The organism is Rhizobium rosettiformans (genome assembly GCF_016806065.1).
In the GTDB taxonomy this organism is placed as follows: domain Bacteria; phylum Pseudomonadota; class Alphaproteobacteria; order Rhizobiales; family Rhizobiaceae; genus Allorhizobium.
Genome location: NZ_CP032405.1, coordinates 1008656 through 1024936, shown reverse-complemented (window position 1 = coordinate 1024936; position 16281 = coordinate 1008656). Strand labels below are relative to the sequence as shown.

Sequence of the window (16281 nt, the reverse complement as noted above, 5' to 3'; positions counted from 1 at the left end):
CCTTTCGCAAATGCAAAAAACAAGGTATGAGCGCGCCAAAGTAAATCGGCGCCACTCTCCCGTATTGCGCCCCAGCTATCAGAGATCACAAACATGAAAATGCGCAACATCGCGATTATCGCGCACGTCGACCATGGAAAAACGACCCTTGTGGACGAGCTTCTGAAGCAGTCGGGGTCTTTCCGTGAGAACCAGCGCACCGCCGAGCGCATGATGGACTCGAACGACCTCGAAAAGGAGCGTGGCATCACGATCCTGGCCAAGGCGACCTCCATCGAGTGGAAGGGTCACCGCATCAACATCGTCGACACACCCGGCCACGCCGACTTCGGCGGTGAAGTCGAGCGTATCCTCTCGATGGTGGACGGCGCGATCGTTCTGGTCGATAGCTCGGAAGGCCCAATGCCGCAGACGAAGTTCGTCGTCGGCAAGGCGCTGAAGGTCGGTCTTCGCCCGATCGTCGCGATCAACAAGATCGACCGTCCGGACGGCCGGCACGAAGAAGTCATCAACGAAGTCTTCGACCTCTTCGCCAATCTCGACGCGACCGACGATCAGCTCGACTTCCCGATCCTTTACGGTTCTGGTCGCGACGGCTGGATGAACGTCAATCCTGAAGGTCCGAAGGATGCAGGTCTTGCGCCGCTTCTCGACCTCGTGCTGGAACATGTTCCGGAGCCCAAGGTCGAAGAAGGCCCGTTCCGCATGATCGGTACGCTTCTCGAAGCCAACCCCTTCCTCGGCCGTATCATCACCGGTCGCATCGCTTCCGGCTCGATCAAGCCGAACCAGGCGGTCAAGGTTCTCTCCCAGGACGGCAAGACGGTCGAAACCGGCCGTATCTCGAAGATCCTCGCGTTCCGCGGCATTGAGCGCCAGCCGATCGAAGAGGCCCATGCTGGTGACATCGTCGCCATCGCCGGCCTCTCCAAGGGCACCGTTGCCGACACCTTCTGCGATCCTTCGGTCACCGAAGCCATGACCGCACAGCCGATCGATCCGCCGACGGTTACCATGTCCTTCCTCGTCAACGACAGCCCGCTCGCCGGTACCGAAGGTGACAAGGTCACCTCGCGCGTTATCCGCGATCGCCTCTTCAAGGAAGCCGAAGGCAATGTCGCGCTGAAGATCGAAGAATCCGACGGCAAGGACTCCTTCTTCGTGTCGGGCCGTGGCGAATTGCAGCTCGCCGTTCTGATCGAAACCATGCGTCGCGAAGGCTTCGAGCTTGCCGTATCGCGTCCGCGCGTCGTCATGCACAAGGACGAGAACGGCCAGACCATGGAGCCGATCGAAGAAGTCGTGATCGACGTCGACGAAGAGCATTCCGGCGTCGTCGTTCAGAAGATGTCCGAGCGCAAGGCCGAGATGGTCGAGCTTCGCCCGTCCGGCGGCAGCCGCGTTCGTCTGCGATTCTACGCGCCGACCCGTGGCCTTATCGGCTATCAGTCGGAACTGCTGACCGATACACGCGGCACGGCGATCATGAACCGCTTGTTCCACGACTATCAGCCTTACAAGGGTGCGATCACCGGCCGCGTCAACGGCGTTCTCCTGTCCAACCAGTCGGGTGAAGCTGTTGCCTACGCGATGTTCAACCTGGAAGACCGCGGCCCGATGATCATCGAGCCAGGCGAAAAGGTTTATGCCGGCATGATCATCGGCATCCACACGCGTGACAACGACCTTGAAGTCAACGTTCTCAAGGGCAAGCAGCTGACCAACATCCGTTCGGCCGGCAAGGACGAAGCTGTCAAGCTGACCCCGCCGATCCGCATGACGCTCGACCGCGCGCTCTCCTGGATCCAGGACGACGAGCTGATGGAAGTCACGCCGAAGTCGATCCGCCTGCGCAAGATGTTCCTCGACGCGAACGACCGCAAGCGCATGGAAAAGTCCAAGGCTGCCATCTGAGACACAAGTCTCTGAAAATGTGTATCGTTTTGAAACCCCGGTCCAAAAGGCCGGGGTTTTGTTTGTGCATCTTCCGCCTTCTGCCTTGCGGGTAATCTTAAAAAAGCGTTAAATTTTCTCGTTGGGCCGATGCAGGTCCAGGCTCCGCACCTCATCAGTCAGGCGCGCCAGAGTGGGTTTACGTTATGAAGACGTTGTCGATCGACATGCGCTTGGCAGGTCCCGGTGATGCCGCCGCGATCGCGGATGCCCATCGCAATGCCTGGATGCACGCCTATTCCGGTATCATTCCCTATCGTGCGCTGACCCGGATGATCGAGCGCCGTGGCGAGAGCTGGTGGCGCAAGGCGACGCGTGGTCCGGCCACTATCCTCGTTGCCGAAGTGGCAGGTCAAGTCGCCGGTTACGCCTCGCTTGGCTACAACAGGGCACGCGCCTTGCCGCATGAGGGCGAGATCTATGAATTGTATCTCCGGCCCGAATATCAGGGTATCGGGCTCGGTTATAAGCTGTTCCACGAGGCGCGGCGGATTCTGAAGTCGCTCGGTTGCAACGGCATGGTCGTCTGGTGCCTTGAAGATAGCGAGATCGCCGCGAATTTCTTCCGGACGAACGGCGGTACGGATGCAGTCGAGGGGATGGAAGACTTCGACGACGTCCACCTGAAGAAACTCGGCTTCATCTGGAACTGAGACGGCGCTACGCGTCTATTCCACGACATAACCCTCGGGCCAGCTTGACATCCGGTGGCTGACAAGGTCGCTGCGCTTGCGGACCGGCGAGGACTGCAACAAAAGCCAGTTCGTGCAATCCTGCGGGCAGATTTTCTGTGTCCCTGATCATGCCGGCAATGTACCCCTTTGTGTGTGACCCCACACCGCGCCGCTTGTGTCCGCCGAAAGCCGTGTTGCATTGCGCCATAATTCGCTTTAGGTAGCGCAGGAATTCAACACTCTACGGGGTCCAATAATATGCGTATTGATGCAATTGCCATCGGCAAGAACCCGCCGGAAGACATCAACGTCATCGTCGAAGTTCCTGTCGGCGGCCAGCCGATCAAGTATGAGATGGACAAGGATGCTGGCACGCTCGTCGTCGACCGCTTCCTCTACACCCCGATGACCTATCCGGGCAATTACGGCTTCGTGCCGCACACGCTTTGCAAGGACGGCGACCCGCTCGACGTTCTGATCTGCAACACGCGCCCCCTCGTTCCGGGCTGCGTTATCAATGTCCGCCCGATCGGCGTCATGATGATGGAAGACGATGGCGGCATGGACGAGAAGATCCTCGCCGTTCCGGTGCCGAAGCTAACGCGTCGCTATGACAAGATCACCAACTACACGGATCTTCCGGAAATCACGCTGAAGCAGATCCAGCACTTCTTCGAGCACTATAAGGATCTGGAGCCCGGCAAGTGGGTGAAGATCGGCGACTGGATGGATGTCGATGCTGCAAAGCAGATCATTCTGGACTCGATCCAGCGCGCCAAGGACGAAGCCAAGTAAGTTCTCAGGCGGACGCGAGAGCGTCTAACCGCAATTTCAAATCCTCCGGGTCGCCCTCGATCCGGAGGATTTTTTGTCTTGAGGTTTCGCCGGAAACGACTGTGATCATCGATTTCGGGACCTTCAAGGATTTCGAGAGTAGCGCGACAAGCGCCTTGTTGGCCTTGCCCTTTTCCGGCACGGCGGTCACACGCGCCTTCAGATGTGCGAGCCCGTCAGCGGTGACCTCCACCCCGTCAAACGCATCGCGCCCGCCGTTCGGTGTCAGCCGGACGGCGAGCAGGAGATGGTCATGGCCTAGACGGCAGGGGCTTGTCACGCCACCAGCGGGTAGATGCTGTTCCAGAGGAAGGAACGCAGGAAGAAGATGATCAGCAGGACTATGATCGGCGAGATATCGATACCGCCGAGATCCGGCATGAAGCGGCGGATGGGGCGCAGAACCGGCTCGGTCACATTGTAGAGAAACTGTCCAAGTGCTGCGACGAAGCGGTTGCTGGAATTGATCACGTTGAAAGCGTAGAGCCAGGAGAAGATTGCACTCCCGATCAGAATCCAGGTGAAGATGCTCAAGGCAAGGTCAATCGTCTGAAACAGGGCGTACATTCAGGTCTCCATTTCTCGGTTGACAGAGATGTAGACATTGGCGACTTAACGGACAAGTGGATGGGGCCCACGCAATCCGAATCATGTTTAACGGCGGGCCTGCCCGCAGCTCAAGGTCACTTCGATGCACCCGTCCTCGGCCGACGATCGTTTCGCGGCATTTCGGCATTCCTCCTATACTCGTTTCTTCTTTGCCCGCTTCCTGGGAGCCTTCGCCACCCAGATCCTCAGCGTCTCCGTCGGCTGGCAGATGTACGACATGACGGGCAATGTCTTCTATCTCGGCCTGATCGGCCTGGTGCAGTTCCTGCCGTCGCTGCTTTTGATCCTCGTCACCGGTTCCGTCGCTGACCGCTACAATCGACGCGCCATCGTCTCGATCTGCATGATCATCAGTGCCATCTGCGCCGGAGCGCTGCTTGGGCTCACCATTGCCGATGCCTTCGAGCCGACGATCGTCTTTGCCATTCTCGTCGTCTTCGGCATCGAGCGCGCCTTTGCCGCTCCCGCCGTACAGTCGCTTGCGCCCAACCTCGTGCCGCAGAAGGACTTGTCGAACGCGGTCGCCTGGAATTCGTCCTCCTGGCAGACAGCGTCGATCGTCGGCCCCGTGGCCGGTGGTCTGCTCTACGGAGCAAGTCCTGTTGTCGCTTATTCCGTCTCATTTGCTTTCTTTGCGGCCGCGTCGATCCTGGTTTTCCTCGTCAAGCGTCCGCCGCAGCGGAAGTCGGAGAAGGCCGTCAGCCTCGACGCCCTGTTTGCCGGCTTCCGCTTCATCTTCGGTGAGAAGGTGGTCCTGGGCGCGATCTCGCTCGACCTTTTCGCGGTGCTGCTGGGCGGTGCCGTCGCGCTGATGCCGGTCTTTGCGCGCGACATTCTCGATCTCGGCCCCTGGGGGCTCGGCCTGTTGCGCGCAGCACCCGGAATTGGGGCGATCATCGTCGCGATCGCGCTTGCAAGCTTTCCAATCCGCCACAATGCCGGGATCTTCATGTTCATCGGTGTTGCGCTGTTCGGGGCCGGCACGATCGTCTTTGGATTGTCCGAATATGCGTGGCTCTCGATCGTCGCCCTGATGCTGATGGGGGCTGCGGACATGGCCTCGGTCTATGTGCGCGAGACGCTGATCGCGCTCTGGACGCCGGACGAGGTGCGTGGGCGCGTCAATGCCGTCAACATGGTCTTTGTCGGTGCGTCCAACGAGCTCGGCGAATTCCGCGCCGGCACCATGGCGCATTTCATCGGGCCCGTCCCGGCCGTCGTGATCGGTGGCTTCGGGACGCTCGCAGTCGCCGTCGTCTGGGCGCTCGGCTTCCCGCAGCTGCGCAAGATCGACAGTCTCGAGGCGCCGGAGCGTCAGGGGGCGCGCTGATCACGCTCGAAGATCAGGTCGAGGAAATCCGACAGCCAGGCCCGCAAAGGGGCGTCGAAGATCATCCGGCCTTCCAGATGCTCCCGACCCTGCTGTGCATTGGCCAGCACGAAGCGATGGGCGCCGTGGACCACCCAGCGATGCATCATGGCGCGGGTGAGTTCGGCATGGAACTGCACGCCCCAGGCGTTCTCGCCATAGCGGAAGGCCTGGTTCGGATAGATGTCGCCGGTCGCCAGCAATTTTGCACCATGTGGCAGGCTGAAGCCCTCGCGATGGAAGTGATAGACCATCTTCGGCCAATGCATCAGCAGGCGGCCATGCTCCGTCAGTCGGATCGGATACCAGCCGATCTCGGTGCGCTCCTCGCGGTCGGCCTCCACCTTGCCGCCGAGGTGGCGAACCAGCATCTGGGCGCCGAGACAGATGCCGAGGAACGGCTTGTTCTCTTTCAGGGGCACGTCAAGCCAGTTGATCTCGGTCTTGATGTAGTCCTCGGGGTCGTTGGCGCTCATCGGACCGCCGAAGACGACCGCGCCGGCATGATCCGCCATTGTCTTCGGCAGGTCCTGGCCGAGCACCGGGCGGCGGATATCCAGCGCATAGCCTTTTTCTTCCAGCATCTGGCCGACCCGGCCGGAGCTTGAACGCTCCTGATGCAGGACGATGAGAACCGGTTGTTTGCGATCGCTTAGACGCGACCGAAGGTCACGAGGCATCGTCGATTGCTCCGAGACCGGCGCGTTCCGCCGCCTCCTGTCGCTGCACGATCCGCTCCCGGGCCGACACGCCGAGGAGATCTGCGACCCGCCAGATGGCGTGGTCTTCCATCTCGCTCCTGTTGCCGTCGGCATAGACAATGTCCCAGAGCAGACCGACGAGCTGCTGGCGCTGTTCCTCGTTCAGCTGTCGCTTCAGTTCCGTGGTGAAGCGATAGTAGTCCACGGCTTCGCTCTCTGCGTCCTGCCCGGCAGCGATCAATGCGTCGAGTGCTGCGTCGTCCAGCTCGTATTGCTCTTTCAGGATTTCGCGCAGCTTCACTCGTTCGGCGTCGCGGACGACGCCATCGGCTTCCATGACCTGAAGACAGAGGGCAGCGACTGCGATCCGCGGGTCGTCGGGGGCAAAGACCGCCCTGGGGCGGTCCTGCATCACGGATTGGAAAAAGGCTTGCAAGCGGTCGAGCATGCGGATCCCGTCAGAAGAGTTTCAGGCGCGTCTTGGCTTCCGGTGCTGCGAGCGCCGGATCCTTGACACCCGGGTCATCGGGTGGCCGGCCAAAGAAAGGCTCAACAACCGCCTGTTCCTGGGTAGCGGGAGTGGCATCTCCAGATGCGATCACTACGGGTTTGACCGGCTTTGCTGGCTTCGCCGGAGGGGTCTCCGGTTCGATCGCTTTTGCCTGAGGTTCGGCATCGATCACCCGGGCTTCCGATTGCACGATTTTCGGCTTTGCCGTCTCGAACTCAGGTTCGGGTCGCGCCGTTGCTTCGGTTCTTGCAACAGGCGGCAGGGAGGCAAGTGCCTTTTCGCCTTCGGAGACATTGCCTTCCTCAATCGGACCCGCCAGCTGGTCGAAAGGCGTCTTCCATTCGAAGGCATCGAGGCGACCGGTGACCGGTGAGATCGGCATCCAGCGCTCCGAGACATGGCCGTCGGCCACCCACGCGGCATCGCGCGGCGCCTTCAGCGCCTGGCCCATCCAGTGGCGGATGCGGCCCTGGTCACCGGTCTCGGCTTCCTCGATATCCGCAAGCAGCAGATAGACGCGTTCGCGCGAGGCGATGCGTGCTGCGGCTTCCGCCTTGGTGCGTGCCTTCTTGAAATCCTGGGCATCGAGGGCTGCTTCGGCGACAATGAGCAGCGACTCGTAATTGTTCGGCTTCAGGGCTTCGAGCTTTTCTGCCTTCTTCAGACGATCGACGGCGCTGTCACCGCTGCGCGCCCGCACATAGGCCCTTGCAATTTCCGGATGCGGGTCGAGTTTCCATACCTGCTCAAGCGTGCTGGACGCCTTGCGCAGGTTGTCTTCACGCATATAGGCCTTGGCGGCGACGATCGCGGCTGGCACCAGATCCTTGGCGAGCTTCAGCGCCTTCAAGGCGCTGTCGCGTGCTGATGCCGGTTCGGCTTCCAGCTGATCTTCGGCCTTTGCTGTCAAAAGTACGGCCTTCAAGCGTTCGGCTTCGTGGCGCTCAAGAACATGGGCGATCTTCTGCTGGTCGAGCAGTCGGATCGCATCATCCCAATGACCGACGCGGCAACGGTGTTCGAGGGTGGCCTTGGCCGCCCACGGCAGGTAGGGGGCAGCTTCCGCCGCGGTTTCGGCATATTGCCGGGCTGCCTCATGGGCTCCCAGACGGTTTGCCTCGACATAGAGACCGCGCAAGCCGAGTTCGCGCGTTTCCGGATCGTCGGACATCTCCTGGAACAGGCGACGTGCCTCGTCGTGGCGCCCCTCGATCAAAGCGGCCTCAGCGTCCAGCACGCGGATCAGCGGCTCCTGATCGGCGCGGATCAGGCTTCTCGCGCGGGCGCTCATCTTGCGGGCCAGGATGGCATTGCCAGCACCTGCGGCAATCAGACCGGTGGAGAGCGCCTGATAGCCGCGGTCGCGCTTGCGGGCGCGGAAGAAGCGGCGGACCGAGTGGGGCGATGTCCAGAGCGTGCGCAGCAGCCACCAGGTCACCATGATAGCGGCGACGAGTGCGACGAGCGCCGTTACGGCCACGATGAGATCGGTATTGTATTGCTGGCCTTCCCAGATCAGCGAGATTTCACCGGGACGATCCGCGATCCAGGAGAAGCCGAAGCCGAGCGCCAGGATGAAGGCGAAGAAGAAAAGGACCTTGAGGATGGTTGTCATGCGTCAGCCTCCATTTCCGGCCACGGTCTGAGACAGAGCCGCAGACACCCGCTCCTCGGCCTCGATCCGGTTCTTCAGAGTTGTCGCAAACTCGGATGAGGCCGCCTTGCCGGCTTCCGGCAGCGTCTCCCATTCGAGGGCCGCGCCCTTGAGGTCGCCATTCTGCAACTTGTTCTCAACGCGGGCGACGATGGCTTCAGGCGTGTCGCCCTCGACATTGCCGACGGGCCGGACCTTGACCAGCGAGCGGGCGCTGGCCATCAGGCGATCCGTCCAGCCTTCGCCCTGCTCCGGCTGGTGAATGGCGGCGAGGATTTCCTCCGCCACCTGGTTGAACTGCCGTGTCAGGTCCGACCGAGACGGCACGCCGTTGCTTGCAAGCGGTGTGAGTGCGGCAACCGCCGGATCCTCGGGTGAAACGCTTTTCAAGGCGTCAAGCTCTGACAGGAACGGGCCGCCGCGATCGATGGCGGTCTTCAGGCCGGAAAGGGCGATGGCGCGCGCCATTTCAACGTCGCTGCGTGGCTCGTCCAGCTTGCGCTCGGCTTCATCAAGTCGCGCAGAGCTCTGGTCGAGCGCCTGCTTGTTGCTGGCGATTTCCGCACGCAGGGACTCAATCGCCTGTTCTGCAGCGACCAGCTGCGTCTTGAGTGCTTCGACAGCGGCGGCATCGGCGGTCGGCTCGGAGCCCGCATTGGCGACGCTGGTTTCAAGCGCGGTAATCCGCTCGGCAAGTGCAGGGTCGGTGGCCGGCGCTGCCGGTTGTGCCGCCAGGCGCGCGACTTCGGCCTTCAACGCGTCAAGCTCTGCTGTGCCCACGGCGGGAGCCTGGACCGTCTGTTCCGGGCCAAGGCCGGGAACGATCCCGGCATATTGCATGCTGCCGGCAAGAGCGAGTGCCACGAGGCCGCCGAAGATGCCGGAGGCAACCAGGGTCGAGGTCGGAGGTGACTGGCGAACGGGTTCCCGGCTGGTGGTCGTCTCGCTCTTCGCTGTCGTTTCAGCACGCGTTTCCGTGTCATCGACAGGGGCGGTTTCAGCCGTCGGCTCCGGCGTAGGTGTCCAGGGATCTTCTGGCGTTTCAGCCGGAGCGTCGTTCGAAGCTGTATTGCTTGCGGTCGGCTCGTCAGCCACGGCAGACGAGGCAGGGGCATCCGATGGGACAGCATCGGCCTCGGCATTGCCGGAATCCGCGGCGGATTTGGTTTCCTCAGCGGTCAGGTCGATTGTCACCGGATCATCGGTGGCTTTCGATCGACGGGGTGGCTTTCCGGAAACCATGGCAACCTCTTCATTTCGCGCGTGTGATTAAACCTAGTCAGTCCTCATGGCGAAGGGAAGGCCCGAGGTTCCATTTCACGCGGCACTGCATCAAAGCAGAAGAAGGAGCAGATCCTCGCGAGGTTCCATCGGCCAACAGCTTCTGGCGTGAAAATCTGCCGGCAGGGCGTCGGCAATCTTTTCACTCAGGCAGAGAAACCGTGTCTGGGGCCAGTCGAGCACTTCGCTCGAACGTTCGTGCAACTCCCCGAGACGCCTTGCCGTTTCGGAGGAGTAGACAAGAATTGTGTCCGGCATCGGGGTGAGCTTGTCGATTACGGCGGCGTCGGGATAGATGGACGGAACCATCCGGTAACATTCTCGTACGTCCACCATGCGTCCCGCCTCTTGCAGCTTGGCTTCGAAGTCTGGAGAGCGTGGAGTGCCGGTCAGATAAAGGATCGATGCGCCCGGATTCTGGTCCGACTTCGCGATGAGCAGTCCAGCCAGGGAGTGTCCGTCACCGTCGGCAACCGAAACATCCGTGAAACCGGCCTCTCTTGCTGCCCGTGCGGTCGCGCGACCGACGGCGAAGAGGGGCAGGGCGAGGAAGAGGCGTCTTGCATCGTCCGGAAGCGTTTTCACCACGCGCATCGCTTCGGCGCTGGTCACGGCAAGGAAAGCTGTGTCGGGTGCGGGAGGGGCAGCGAGTGCCTCGGGCTGTTGCAGCGCCTGCATCAGGGGCAGGAGCACGGGCTCATGACCACGGCGTTCGAGTTCGGCGGCGGTTCTGGCCGAGGCCGGCTCGGGACGCGTCACGAGAACGCGCATCCGTCAGTTCCAGCTGTCGAAGAAGTCGCTGCCGGCCGCGCTGCGGACCGTTCCGCCGGCTCTTGCGCCGAGCACGGCAGCCTCTGTCCGGCTTCCCTCGATCTCCACGTCATGCCAGCGGCTGCCGTCGGGCGTCAGGATCATGCCGGCAAAGCGGATCGCGTCGCCCTCTACTGTTGCAAGGCCTGCAATCGGCGTGCGGCAGGAGCCATCGAGGGCGCCGAGGAAGGCGCGTTCGCAGCTGACGGCGTCGAAGGTGTCGCGGTCATTGATGGCGTCGAGCAGATCGTTGACCCTGGTATCGCCGATGCGGCTCTCAATGCAGATCGCGCCTTGCGCCGGTGCCGGCGGAAAGTCGCTCGGGTCGAGCAGTTCGGTCGGGATCTCGGGCTTGCCGAGCCGCTTCAGGCCGGCAAAGGCAAGCAAGGTCGCATCTACTTCGCCGTCGGCAAGCTTGCGTAGGCGAGTGTCGACCAGGCCGCGGAAGGTGATGACGTTGATATCGGGACGGATGCGGCGGATGAGGGCCTGGCGACGCAGCGAAGACGAGCCGACGGTCGCACCGTGCGGGAGCTCCTTCAGCGTCGGAGCCGTGCGGCCAACGACGGCATCACGAACATCCTCGCGTGGCAGGAAGGCCGAGAGAAACAGCCCTTCCGGCAGCTTGGTCGGCATGTCCTTGGACGAATGGACTGCGAAGTCGAGATCGCCCGAGAGAAGCTGATCCTCCAGCTCCTCGGTGAACAGTCCCTTTCCGCCGATTTCAGACAGCGCACGATCTGTGATCCGGTCGCCTTTGGTCGAGAGCACCACGATCTCGAACATCTCCTCCGGTAGCCCATGGGCGACCATGAGGCGTGCCCGTGTCTCAGAAGCCTGGGCGAGAGCGAGCGGGCTGCCCCGCGTGCCGATGCGGAAAGGTTTTGTTTGCATCCGAACTTGTCCGTTGTTACCGACAGATTTCGTAGACCGGTTTCTCGGCGACCGCAATCAATGAACAGGTTCCATGACATCCAAACTGCGCATCCTCGGCATCGAAACCAGCTGTGACGAGACGGCAGCGGCTGTCGTCACGCGGCTTGCGGACGGCTCAGCCGTCACCGAGGCTGATGTCGTCTTGAGCCAGCTCGATGAGCACAGCGCCTATGGTGGCGTGGTGCCGGAGATTGCGGCGCGTGCGCATGTCGATGCGTTGGACACGCTGATCGAGGAGGCCCTGACCCGGGCCGGCATTACGCTCGCCGAGGTGGACGCCATCGCTGCTACCTCGGGCCCTGGCTTGATCGGTGGTTTGCTGGTGGGCCTGATGACCGGAAAGGCAATCGCGCGGGCGACGGGCAAGCCGCTTTACGCCGTCAACCATCTCGAAGGTCATGCGCTGACGGCGCGCCTGACGGATGGCGTCGCTTTTCCCTATCTGATGCTGCTTGTTTCGGGCGGCCACACGCAATTGGTTCTGGTCAAAGGCGTTGGCGAATACGAGCGCTGGGGCACCACGATCGACGATGCGCTGGGCGAGGCCTTCGACAAGACCGCAAAGCTTCTTGGTCTTCCCTATCCGGGTGGGCCCGCCGTCGAGCGGGCGGCGGCCACGGGCAATCCTAAGCGGTTTGCCTTTCCCCGGCCATTGGTCGGCGAGGCGCGCCTCGATTTCTCCTTCTCGGGGCTCAAGACCGCCGTGCGCCAGGCGGCAGAAGGCATCGCGCCTGTTACCGAGCAGGACATCGCCGATATCTGCGCCTCGTTCCAGCATGCCATTTCGCGCACGCTGAAGGATCGCATCGGCCGAGGTCTTCAGCGGTTCAAGGAAACTTATCCCGAAGTCGCCGAGCCCGCGCTGGTCGTCGCCGGCGGTGTCGCTGCCAACAAGGAAGTACGCCAAACGCTCGACACGCTCTGCGGCGAGCATCGCTTCCGCTTCGTGGCTCCACCGCATCATCTGTGCACCGACAATGCCGTGATGATCGCCTGGGCGGGTCTTGAGCGCATGTCGCTTGGCATGCCCTCGGATGATCTTGCTGTGGCACCCCGGTCACGCTGGCCGCTCGACCAGGATGCCAAGGCCTTGCTCGCTTATGGAAAGCGGGGCGCCAAGGCATGAGCGAGATACAACGTATCGCCGTCATCGGTGCAGGCGCCTTCGGGACGGCGCTTGCCGCCGTGATTGCCCAGACCGGCAAGGCCGAGGCGATTCTGATCGGCCGCGACGCGTCGGTGATGGCCGATCTTGCGAAAAGTCGGATGCACGAGGCGGCACTGCCCGGCATTCGCTTGCCCGAGGCGCTGGCCTTCTCTGCCAGACCGGAAGAGCTGACCGCAGCGGATATCGTCCTCTTCGTCATGCCCTCGCAGGCACAGGTCGCTGCGGCAGAGACCTACGGTCCCTATCTGAAGCCGGGCGCGCCTGTTGTCATTTGCGCGAAAGGCATCGAGAAGCAGACGTCTCGCCTTCTGACCGATGTGCTGGAGGCGGCACTTCCCGATCATCCGATCGCTATGCTGTCAGGTCCGGGCTTTGCGGCTGATATCGCCAAGGGGCTGCCGACGGCCATGGCGATTGCTGCAGAGGATCTGTCCCTTGCCGAACACCTCGCCAAGGCGATTTCCGGCCAGACGTTCCGGCTCTATGCCTCCGATGATCGGATCGGCGTGCAGCTCGGCGGCGCACTGAAGAACGTGCTGGCGATTGCCTGCGGCATCGTCGAGGGCATGGGGCTCGGTGATTCGGCGCGTGCGGCGCTGATCGCCCGTGGCCTCGCTGAGATGTCTAGACTGGTCGATGCCATGGGCGGGCGAGGGGATACGGTGCGGGGCTTGTCTGGCCTCGGCGACCTTGTTCTGACCGCGACCAGCCACCAGTCCCGCAACCTCCGTTTCGGCATCGCGCTTGGCCATGGCGAGCCAATCGCAGCCCAGCGTGGTTCGCTCGTCGAGGGTGCCTTTGCAGCTGCGGTTGCTGCCCGCCTCGCCGAAGGTCACCAGATCGAGATGCCGATCACGCAGGCCGTTGCGGCGATCATCGACGGCAGGCTGGACATACCGACCGCGATCACCCAACTGATGTCACGACCGATCACCACCGAATAAGAGATCCCTTAGGAGAGACAAGATGCTGTTTGCCGTCATCTGCGCCGACAAGCCCGGACACCTGAACCTTCGGATGGAAACGCGTCCGCCGCATGTCGAGTGGCTGAACGGGCTGAATGCTGCCGGCCAGCTGAAGATTGCCGGCCCCTTCCTCGATGCCGAGGGCAAGCCCTGCGGTTCGATGCTGATCATCGCGGCCGACGACATCGAGGCTGCAAAGACACTCGCCGCACAGGACCCCTATGCGAAAGCCGGCCTCTTCGAAACGGTCGAGATCAAGCCCTATAACTGGGTCTTCAACAATCCGGAGGCGTGAGCGGCATGGCATTCTGGCTCTACAAGTCCGAACCGTTCAAGTGGTCCTGGGAAATGCAGAAGGCCAAGGGCGACGTCGGCGAGGAATGGACCGGCGTTCGCAATTATCTCGCGCGCAACAACATGCGGGCGATGAAGATCGGCGACAAGGGCTTCTTCTACCACTCGAACGAGGGGCTCGAAATCGTTGGGATCGTCGAAGTCTGTGCGCTCTCGCATCCGGATTCGACCGCCGAGGGTGACGCGCGCTGGGACTGCGTCGACATCCGCGCCGTCTGCGACATGCCTAAACCGGTCAGCCTCAAGGACGTGAAGGCGAATGAGAAGCTGTCGAAGATGGCGCTCGTCACCTCCATGAGGCTTTCCGTTCAGCCGGTGACGGAAGACGAGTATTTCGAGGTCTGCCGCATGGGCGGCCTCGAAAATCCGCCCGTGTGACACACCTGTGAAGACGGATCCCGATCGCTTCATCCTCGAAAGCACCAGCGTGCTCTCGCCGCCGCATGTGCCGGAAATCCGGCTTCATCTGGCAAGCGAGGTGCATGATCTCTGGCTGAAGACGGAGGAGGATCTGGAGGCGATCGGGCTGCCGCCGCCGTTCTGGGCCTTTGCCTGGGCGGGCGGCCAGGGGCTTGCGCGCTTTGTGCTCGATCATCCGGAGACGGTTCGGGGCAAGCGTGTGCTGGATTTCGCCAGTGGCTCCGGCATGGTAGCCATTGCTGCGGCGAAAGCCGGTGCAGCAGAAGTGCTAGCCGCCGATATCGATCCTTGGGCCAGAAGTGCGGTGCGGCTGAATGCCGCCCTCAACGATGTAAGCGTCGACTTCACCACCGAGGATCTCATTGGTCGATCCGTCGATTTCGAGGTGATCCTGGCCGGTGACGTCTTTTACGAAAGCGACTTCGCTCGGGCGCTCGTCACCTGGTTCGCGGACATGGCGAAAGACGGTTGTCTGGTGCTTGTCGGCGATCCCGGGCGAAGCTATCGCCCGACCGAACACCTAGAGCCTCTGGCGACCTATGAGGTGCCGGTCACGCGCATTCTGGAAGACAGCGAGATCAAGAAGACGACCGTCTGGAAATTTCTCTAGTTCTTCGGTCTGATGACGCATACGCCGGCTTCAAACGAGCAGGCCTCATCCGGATTTTCGGCAGAAATTTCAATGATTTTCGCCTTGGGCGCGCGGTAGGCTATGACTTGCGGCCTCACCCCCCTGTCGATGGCCAGGAACACGCCGTTGCCTTTGATGCGCAGGCCCGAGACGCTGCCGACGAAGGTGCCGATGCCGGGGATGACAGAGGGAAGACCGTTGCTGCCGATCACGGCCTGGCCCTGGGATTTGTAATGGCCATGGCCTCGGTCATGCCGCTCCCCGGCGAGGCCGCCGTCGGCGGTGGAGATGAGCGCGATGGCCGCAGCTGTCAAAACGGAACCATACTTTAGCATGCGGCAACCTCCGGAACGCAGTTAACAAATCGTTAACGCAACATGCCGCAACTGGTTGCTAAAGTCATCCATCTCAACGCTTTTTTCGTATGGAGGAATGCGGTTCGCATGGACGCTTAAGGTCTGTTCACGCGAATCGATTAAATTGAAATCGTCAAGCGAATGTGCTTGTCGTCCGGGGTTTCGAGGATTAAACGTCCCCCTGATGCAATGCCACAAACGTTATGACGCATTGCAAACAATATGTCCGGACTCTCGGACCGCATCGAGACGCCGCGAGGTTTAGATGGCGAATGTGACTAAAAACCGGCCCCTGTCGCCGCACCTGCAAATCTACAAGCCGATCCCCACCATGGTCATGTCGATCCTGCACCGCATCACCGGTGCGGCTCTATATTTCGGCACGATCCTCGTGGCTTGGTGGCTCGTGGCAGCCTCCACCGGCGCCGAGTACTTCGAATGGGTCAACTGGTTCATGGGAACCATCATCGGTCGCCTGATCCTGTTCGGTTATACCTGGGCACTGATCCACCACATGCTTGGCGGACTTCGCCACCTGATGTGGGATGTCGGCTATGGCTTCGAGAAGCATTTCTCGACGAAGCTCGCCAAGGCGAACATCATCGCGTCCGTCGTCCTGACGATCCTCGTCTGGGTCGTCGCCTATATCATTCGCACCTGAGGCACCATTTCATGGATATGCGCACTCCGCTCGGCAAGGTCCGCGGTCTCGGCTCGGCCAAGGAAGGCACAGAGCACTTCTGGCGTCAGCGTCTGACGGCCGTTTCGAACATCCCGCTGATCCTCTTCTTCGTCGGCTTTCTGGTCATGTACAACGGCGCGCCCTATGCCGAGGTGGTTGGCGCATTGTCGCACCCGCTCGTTGCCGTCGTCATGGGTCTGGTCGTGCTTTCGGCCCTGATCCATATGAAGCTCGGCATGCAGGTGATCATCGAGGACTATGTCCATGCGGAGATCGCCAAGCTTCTGCTTCTGATGCTGAACACGTTCTTCGCGATCCTGATTGGTGGTCTCTGTCTTTTCGCCATCTTGAAGATCGCATTCGTAGGGTAAAT

Annotated in this window: 20 protein-coding genes; 11 read left to right on the top strand and 9 right to left on the bottom strand. The window is 61.6% G+C overall.

What is annotated here, in order from left to right:
- Positions 1–93 precede the first annotated feature (93 nt).
- The 3 genes from typA (at position 94) to ppa (ending at position 3422) form a co-directional block, all read left to right on the top strand.
- On the top strand, positions 94–1914 hold the full coding sequence (typA, locus tag D4A92_RS04930) for a translational GTPase TypA (protein WP_006724436.1): 1821 nt from the start codon (positions 94–96) through the stop codon (positions 1912–1914).
- Positions 1915–2099: 185 nt separating this feature from the next.
- On the top strand, positions 2100–2606 hold the full coding sequence (locus D4A92_RS04925; RefSeq protein WP_203018488.1) for a GNAT family N-acetyltransferase: 507 nt from the start codon (positions 2100–2102) through the stop codon (positions 2604–2606).
- Positions 2607–2885: 279 nt separating this feature from the next.
- Positions 2886–3422, top strand: a complete 537-nt coding sequence (gene ppa / locus D4A92_RS04920) for an inorganic diphosphatase (RefSeq protein ID WP_203018487.1) — start codon at positions 2886–2888, stop codon at positions 3420–3422.
- 4 nt (positions 3423–3426) lie between these two features.
- Here ppa and D4A92_RS04915 read toward each other — a convergent pair whose 3' ends face one another.
- Positions 3427–3741, bottom strand: a complete 315-nt coding sequence (locus D4A92_RS04915; RefSeq protein ID WP_203018486.1) for a DUF167 domain-containing protein — start codon at positions 3739–3741, stop codon at positions 3427–3429.
- Positions 3738–4028 carry a YggT family protein gene (locus D4A92_RS04910; RefSeq protein ID WP_203018485.1) on the bottom strand — a complete coding sequence of 97 codons (291 nt, stop codon included), beginning with the start codon at positions 4026–4028 and terminating at the stop codon, positions 3738–3740. Before D4A92_RS04910 ends, D4A92_RS04915 begins: the two co-directional genes overlap by 4 nt.
- A gap of 124 nt (positions 4029–4152) precedes the next feature.
- Here D4A92_RS04910 and D4A92_RS04905 point away from each other — a divergent pair, with 124 nt between their 5' ends.
- Positions 4153–5400, top strand: coding sequence for an MFS transporter (locus D4A92_RS04905; RefSeq protein WP_203018483.1), 1248 nt, complete (start codon positions 4153–4155; stop codon positions 5398–5400).
- On the opposite strand, the gene D4A92_RS04900 is transcribed toward D4A92_RS04905, so the two are convergent.
- The 6 genes from D4A92_RS04900 to hemC form a co-directional block, all read right to left on the bottom strand.
- Positions 5385–6119, bottom strand: a complete 735-nt coding sequence (locus D4A92_RS04900; RefSeq protein ID WP_203018480.1) for a glutamine amidotransferase — start codon at positions 6117–6119, stop codon at positions 5385–5387. The two genes, D4A92_RS04905 and D4A92_RS04900, sit on opposite strands and share 16 nt — an antisense overlap.
- Positions 6109–6588, bottom strand: coding sequence for a TerB family tellurite resistance protein (locus D4A92_RS04895; RefSeq protein ID WP_203018478.1), 480 nt, complete (start codon positions 6586–6588; stop codon positions 6109–6111). The genes D4A92_RS04900 and D4A92_RS04895 overlap by 11 nt, the downstream gene beginning before the upstream one ends.
- A 10-nt stretch (positions 6589–6598) precedes the next feature.
- Positions 6599–8266: a heme biosynthesis protein HemY gene (locus tag D4A92_RS04890; protein WP_203018476.1), complete on the bottom strand. Its 1668-nt coding sequence runs from the start codon at positions 8264–8266 to the stop codon at positions 6599–6601.
- A 3-nt stretch (positions 8267–8269) separates the two neighbouring features.
- The gene (locus tag D4A92_RS04885) at positions 8270–9547 is read right to left on the bottom strand and encodes a mitofilin family membrane protein (protein ID WP_203018474.1); all 1278 of its coding nucleotides are present in this window, start codon (positions 9545–9547) and stop codon (positions 8270–8272) included.
- A 90-nt stretch (positions 9548–9637) separates the two neighbouring features.
- Positions 9638–10357 carry a uroporphyrinogen-III synthase gene (locus D4A92_RS04880; RefSeq protein WP_203018472.1) on the bottom strand — a complete coding sequence of 240 codons (720 nt, stop codon included), beginning with the start codon at positions 10355–10357 and terminating at the stop codon, positions 9638–9640.
- Between the two features lie 3 nt (positions 10358–10360).
- Positions 10361–11290 (bottom strand): hydroxymethylbilane synthase, encoded by a 930-nt coding sequence (hemC, locus tag D4A92_RS04875; protein ID WP_203018471.1) that lies wholly within the window; start codon positions 11288–11290, stop codon positions 10361–10363.
- 73 nt (positions 11291–11363) lie between these two features.
- On the opposite strand from hemC, the gene tsaD reads away from it, so the two are divergent.
- The 5 genes from tsaD to D4A92_RS04850 are packed head-to-tail and all read left to right on the top strand — an operon-like array spanning position 11364 to position 14849.
- Positions 11364–12458 carry a tRNA (adenosine(37)-N6)-threonylcarbamoyltransferase complex transferase subunit TsaD gene (gene tsaD / locus D4A92_RS04870; RefSeq protein WP_203018470.1) on the top strand — a complete coding sequence of 365 codons (1095 nt, stop codon included), beginning with the start codon at positions 11364–11366 and terminating at the stop codon, positions 12456–12458.
- The gene (locus D4A92_RS04865; RefSeq protein ID WP_203018469.1) at positions 12455–13444 is read left to right on the top strand and encodes an NAD(P)H-dependent glycerol-3-phosphate dehydrogenase; all 990 of its coding nucleotides are present in this window, start codon (positions 12455–12457) and stop codon (positions 13442–13444) included. The genes tsaD and D4A92_RS04865 overlap by 4 nt, the downstream gene beginning before the upstream one ends.
- Before the next feature lie 22 nt (positions 13445–13466).
- Entirely contained in the window at positions 13467–13760 is a 294-nt protein-coding gene (locus D4A92_RS04860; RefSeq protein WP_203018468.1) for a YciI-like protein, read from the top strand.
- A 5-nt stretch (positions 13761–13765) separates the two neighbouring features.
- Positions 13766–14197 (top strand): EVE domain-containing protein, encoded by a 432-nt coding sequence (locus tag D4A92_RS04855; protein WP_203018467.1) that lies wholly within the window; start codon positions 13766–13768, stop codon positions 14195–14197.
- 7 nt (positions 14198–14204) lie between these two features.
- Complete coding sequence (locus D4A92_RS04850) at positions 14205–14849, top strand: class I SAM-dependent methyltransferase (protein WP_203018466.1); 645 nt, start codon at positions 14205–14207, stop codon at positions 14847–14849.
- Here the strand turns inward: D4A92_RS04850 and D4A92_RS04845 are convergent.
- Positions 14846–15184: a hypothetical protein gene (locus D4A92_RS04845; protein WP_246754029.1), complete on the bottom strand. Its 339-nt coding sequence runs from the start codon at positions 15182–15184 to the stop codon at positions 14846–14848. The genes D4A92_RS04850 and D4A92_RS04845 overlap by 4 nt on opposite strands.
- Before the next feature lie 307 nt (positions 15185–15491).
- On the opposite strand from D4A92_RS04845, the gene sdhC reads away from it, so the two are divergent.
- Positions 15492–15887, top strand: a complete 396-nt coding sequence (sdhC, locus tag D4A92_RS04840; protein ID WP_203018464.1) for a succinate dehydrogenase, cytochrome b556 subunit — start codon at positions 15492–15494, stop codon at positions 15885–15887.
- Positions 15888–15898: 11 nt separating this feature from the next.
- Entirely contained in the window at positions 15899–16279 is a 381-nt protein-coding gene (gene sdhD, locus D4A92_RS04835; RefSeq protein ID WP_006724456.1) for a succinate dehydrogenase, hydrophobic membrane anchor protein, read from the top strand.
- Positions 16280–16281: the final 2 nt, after the last annotated feature.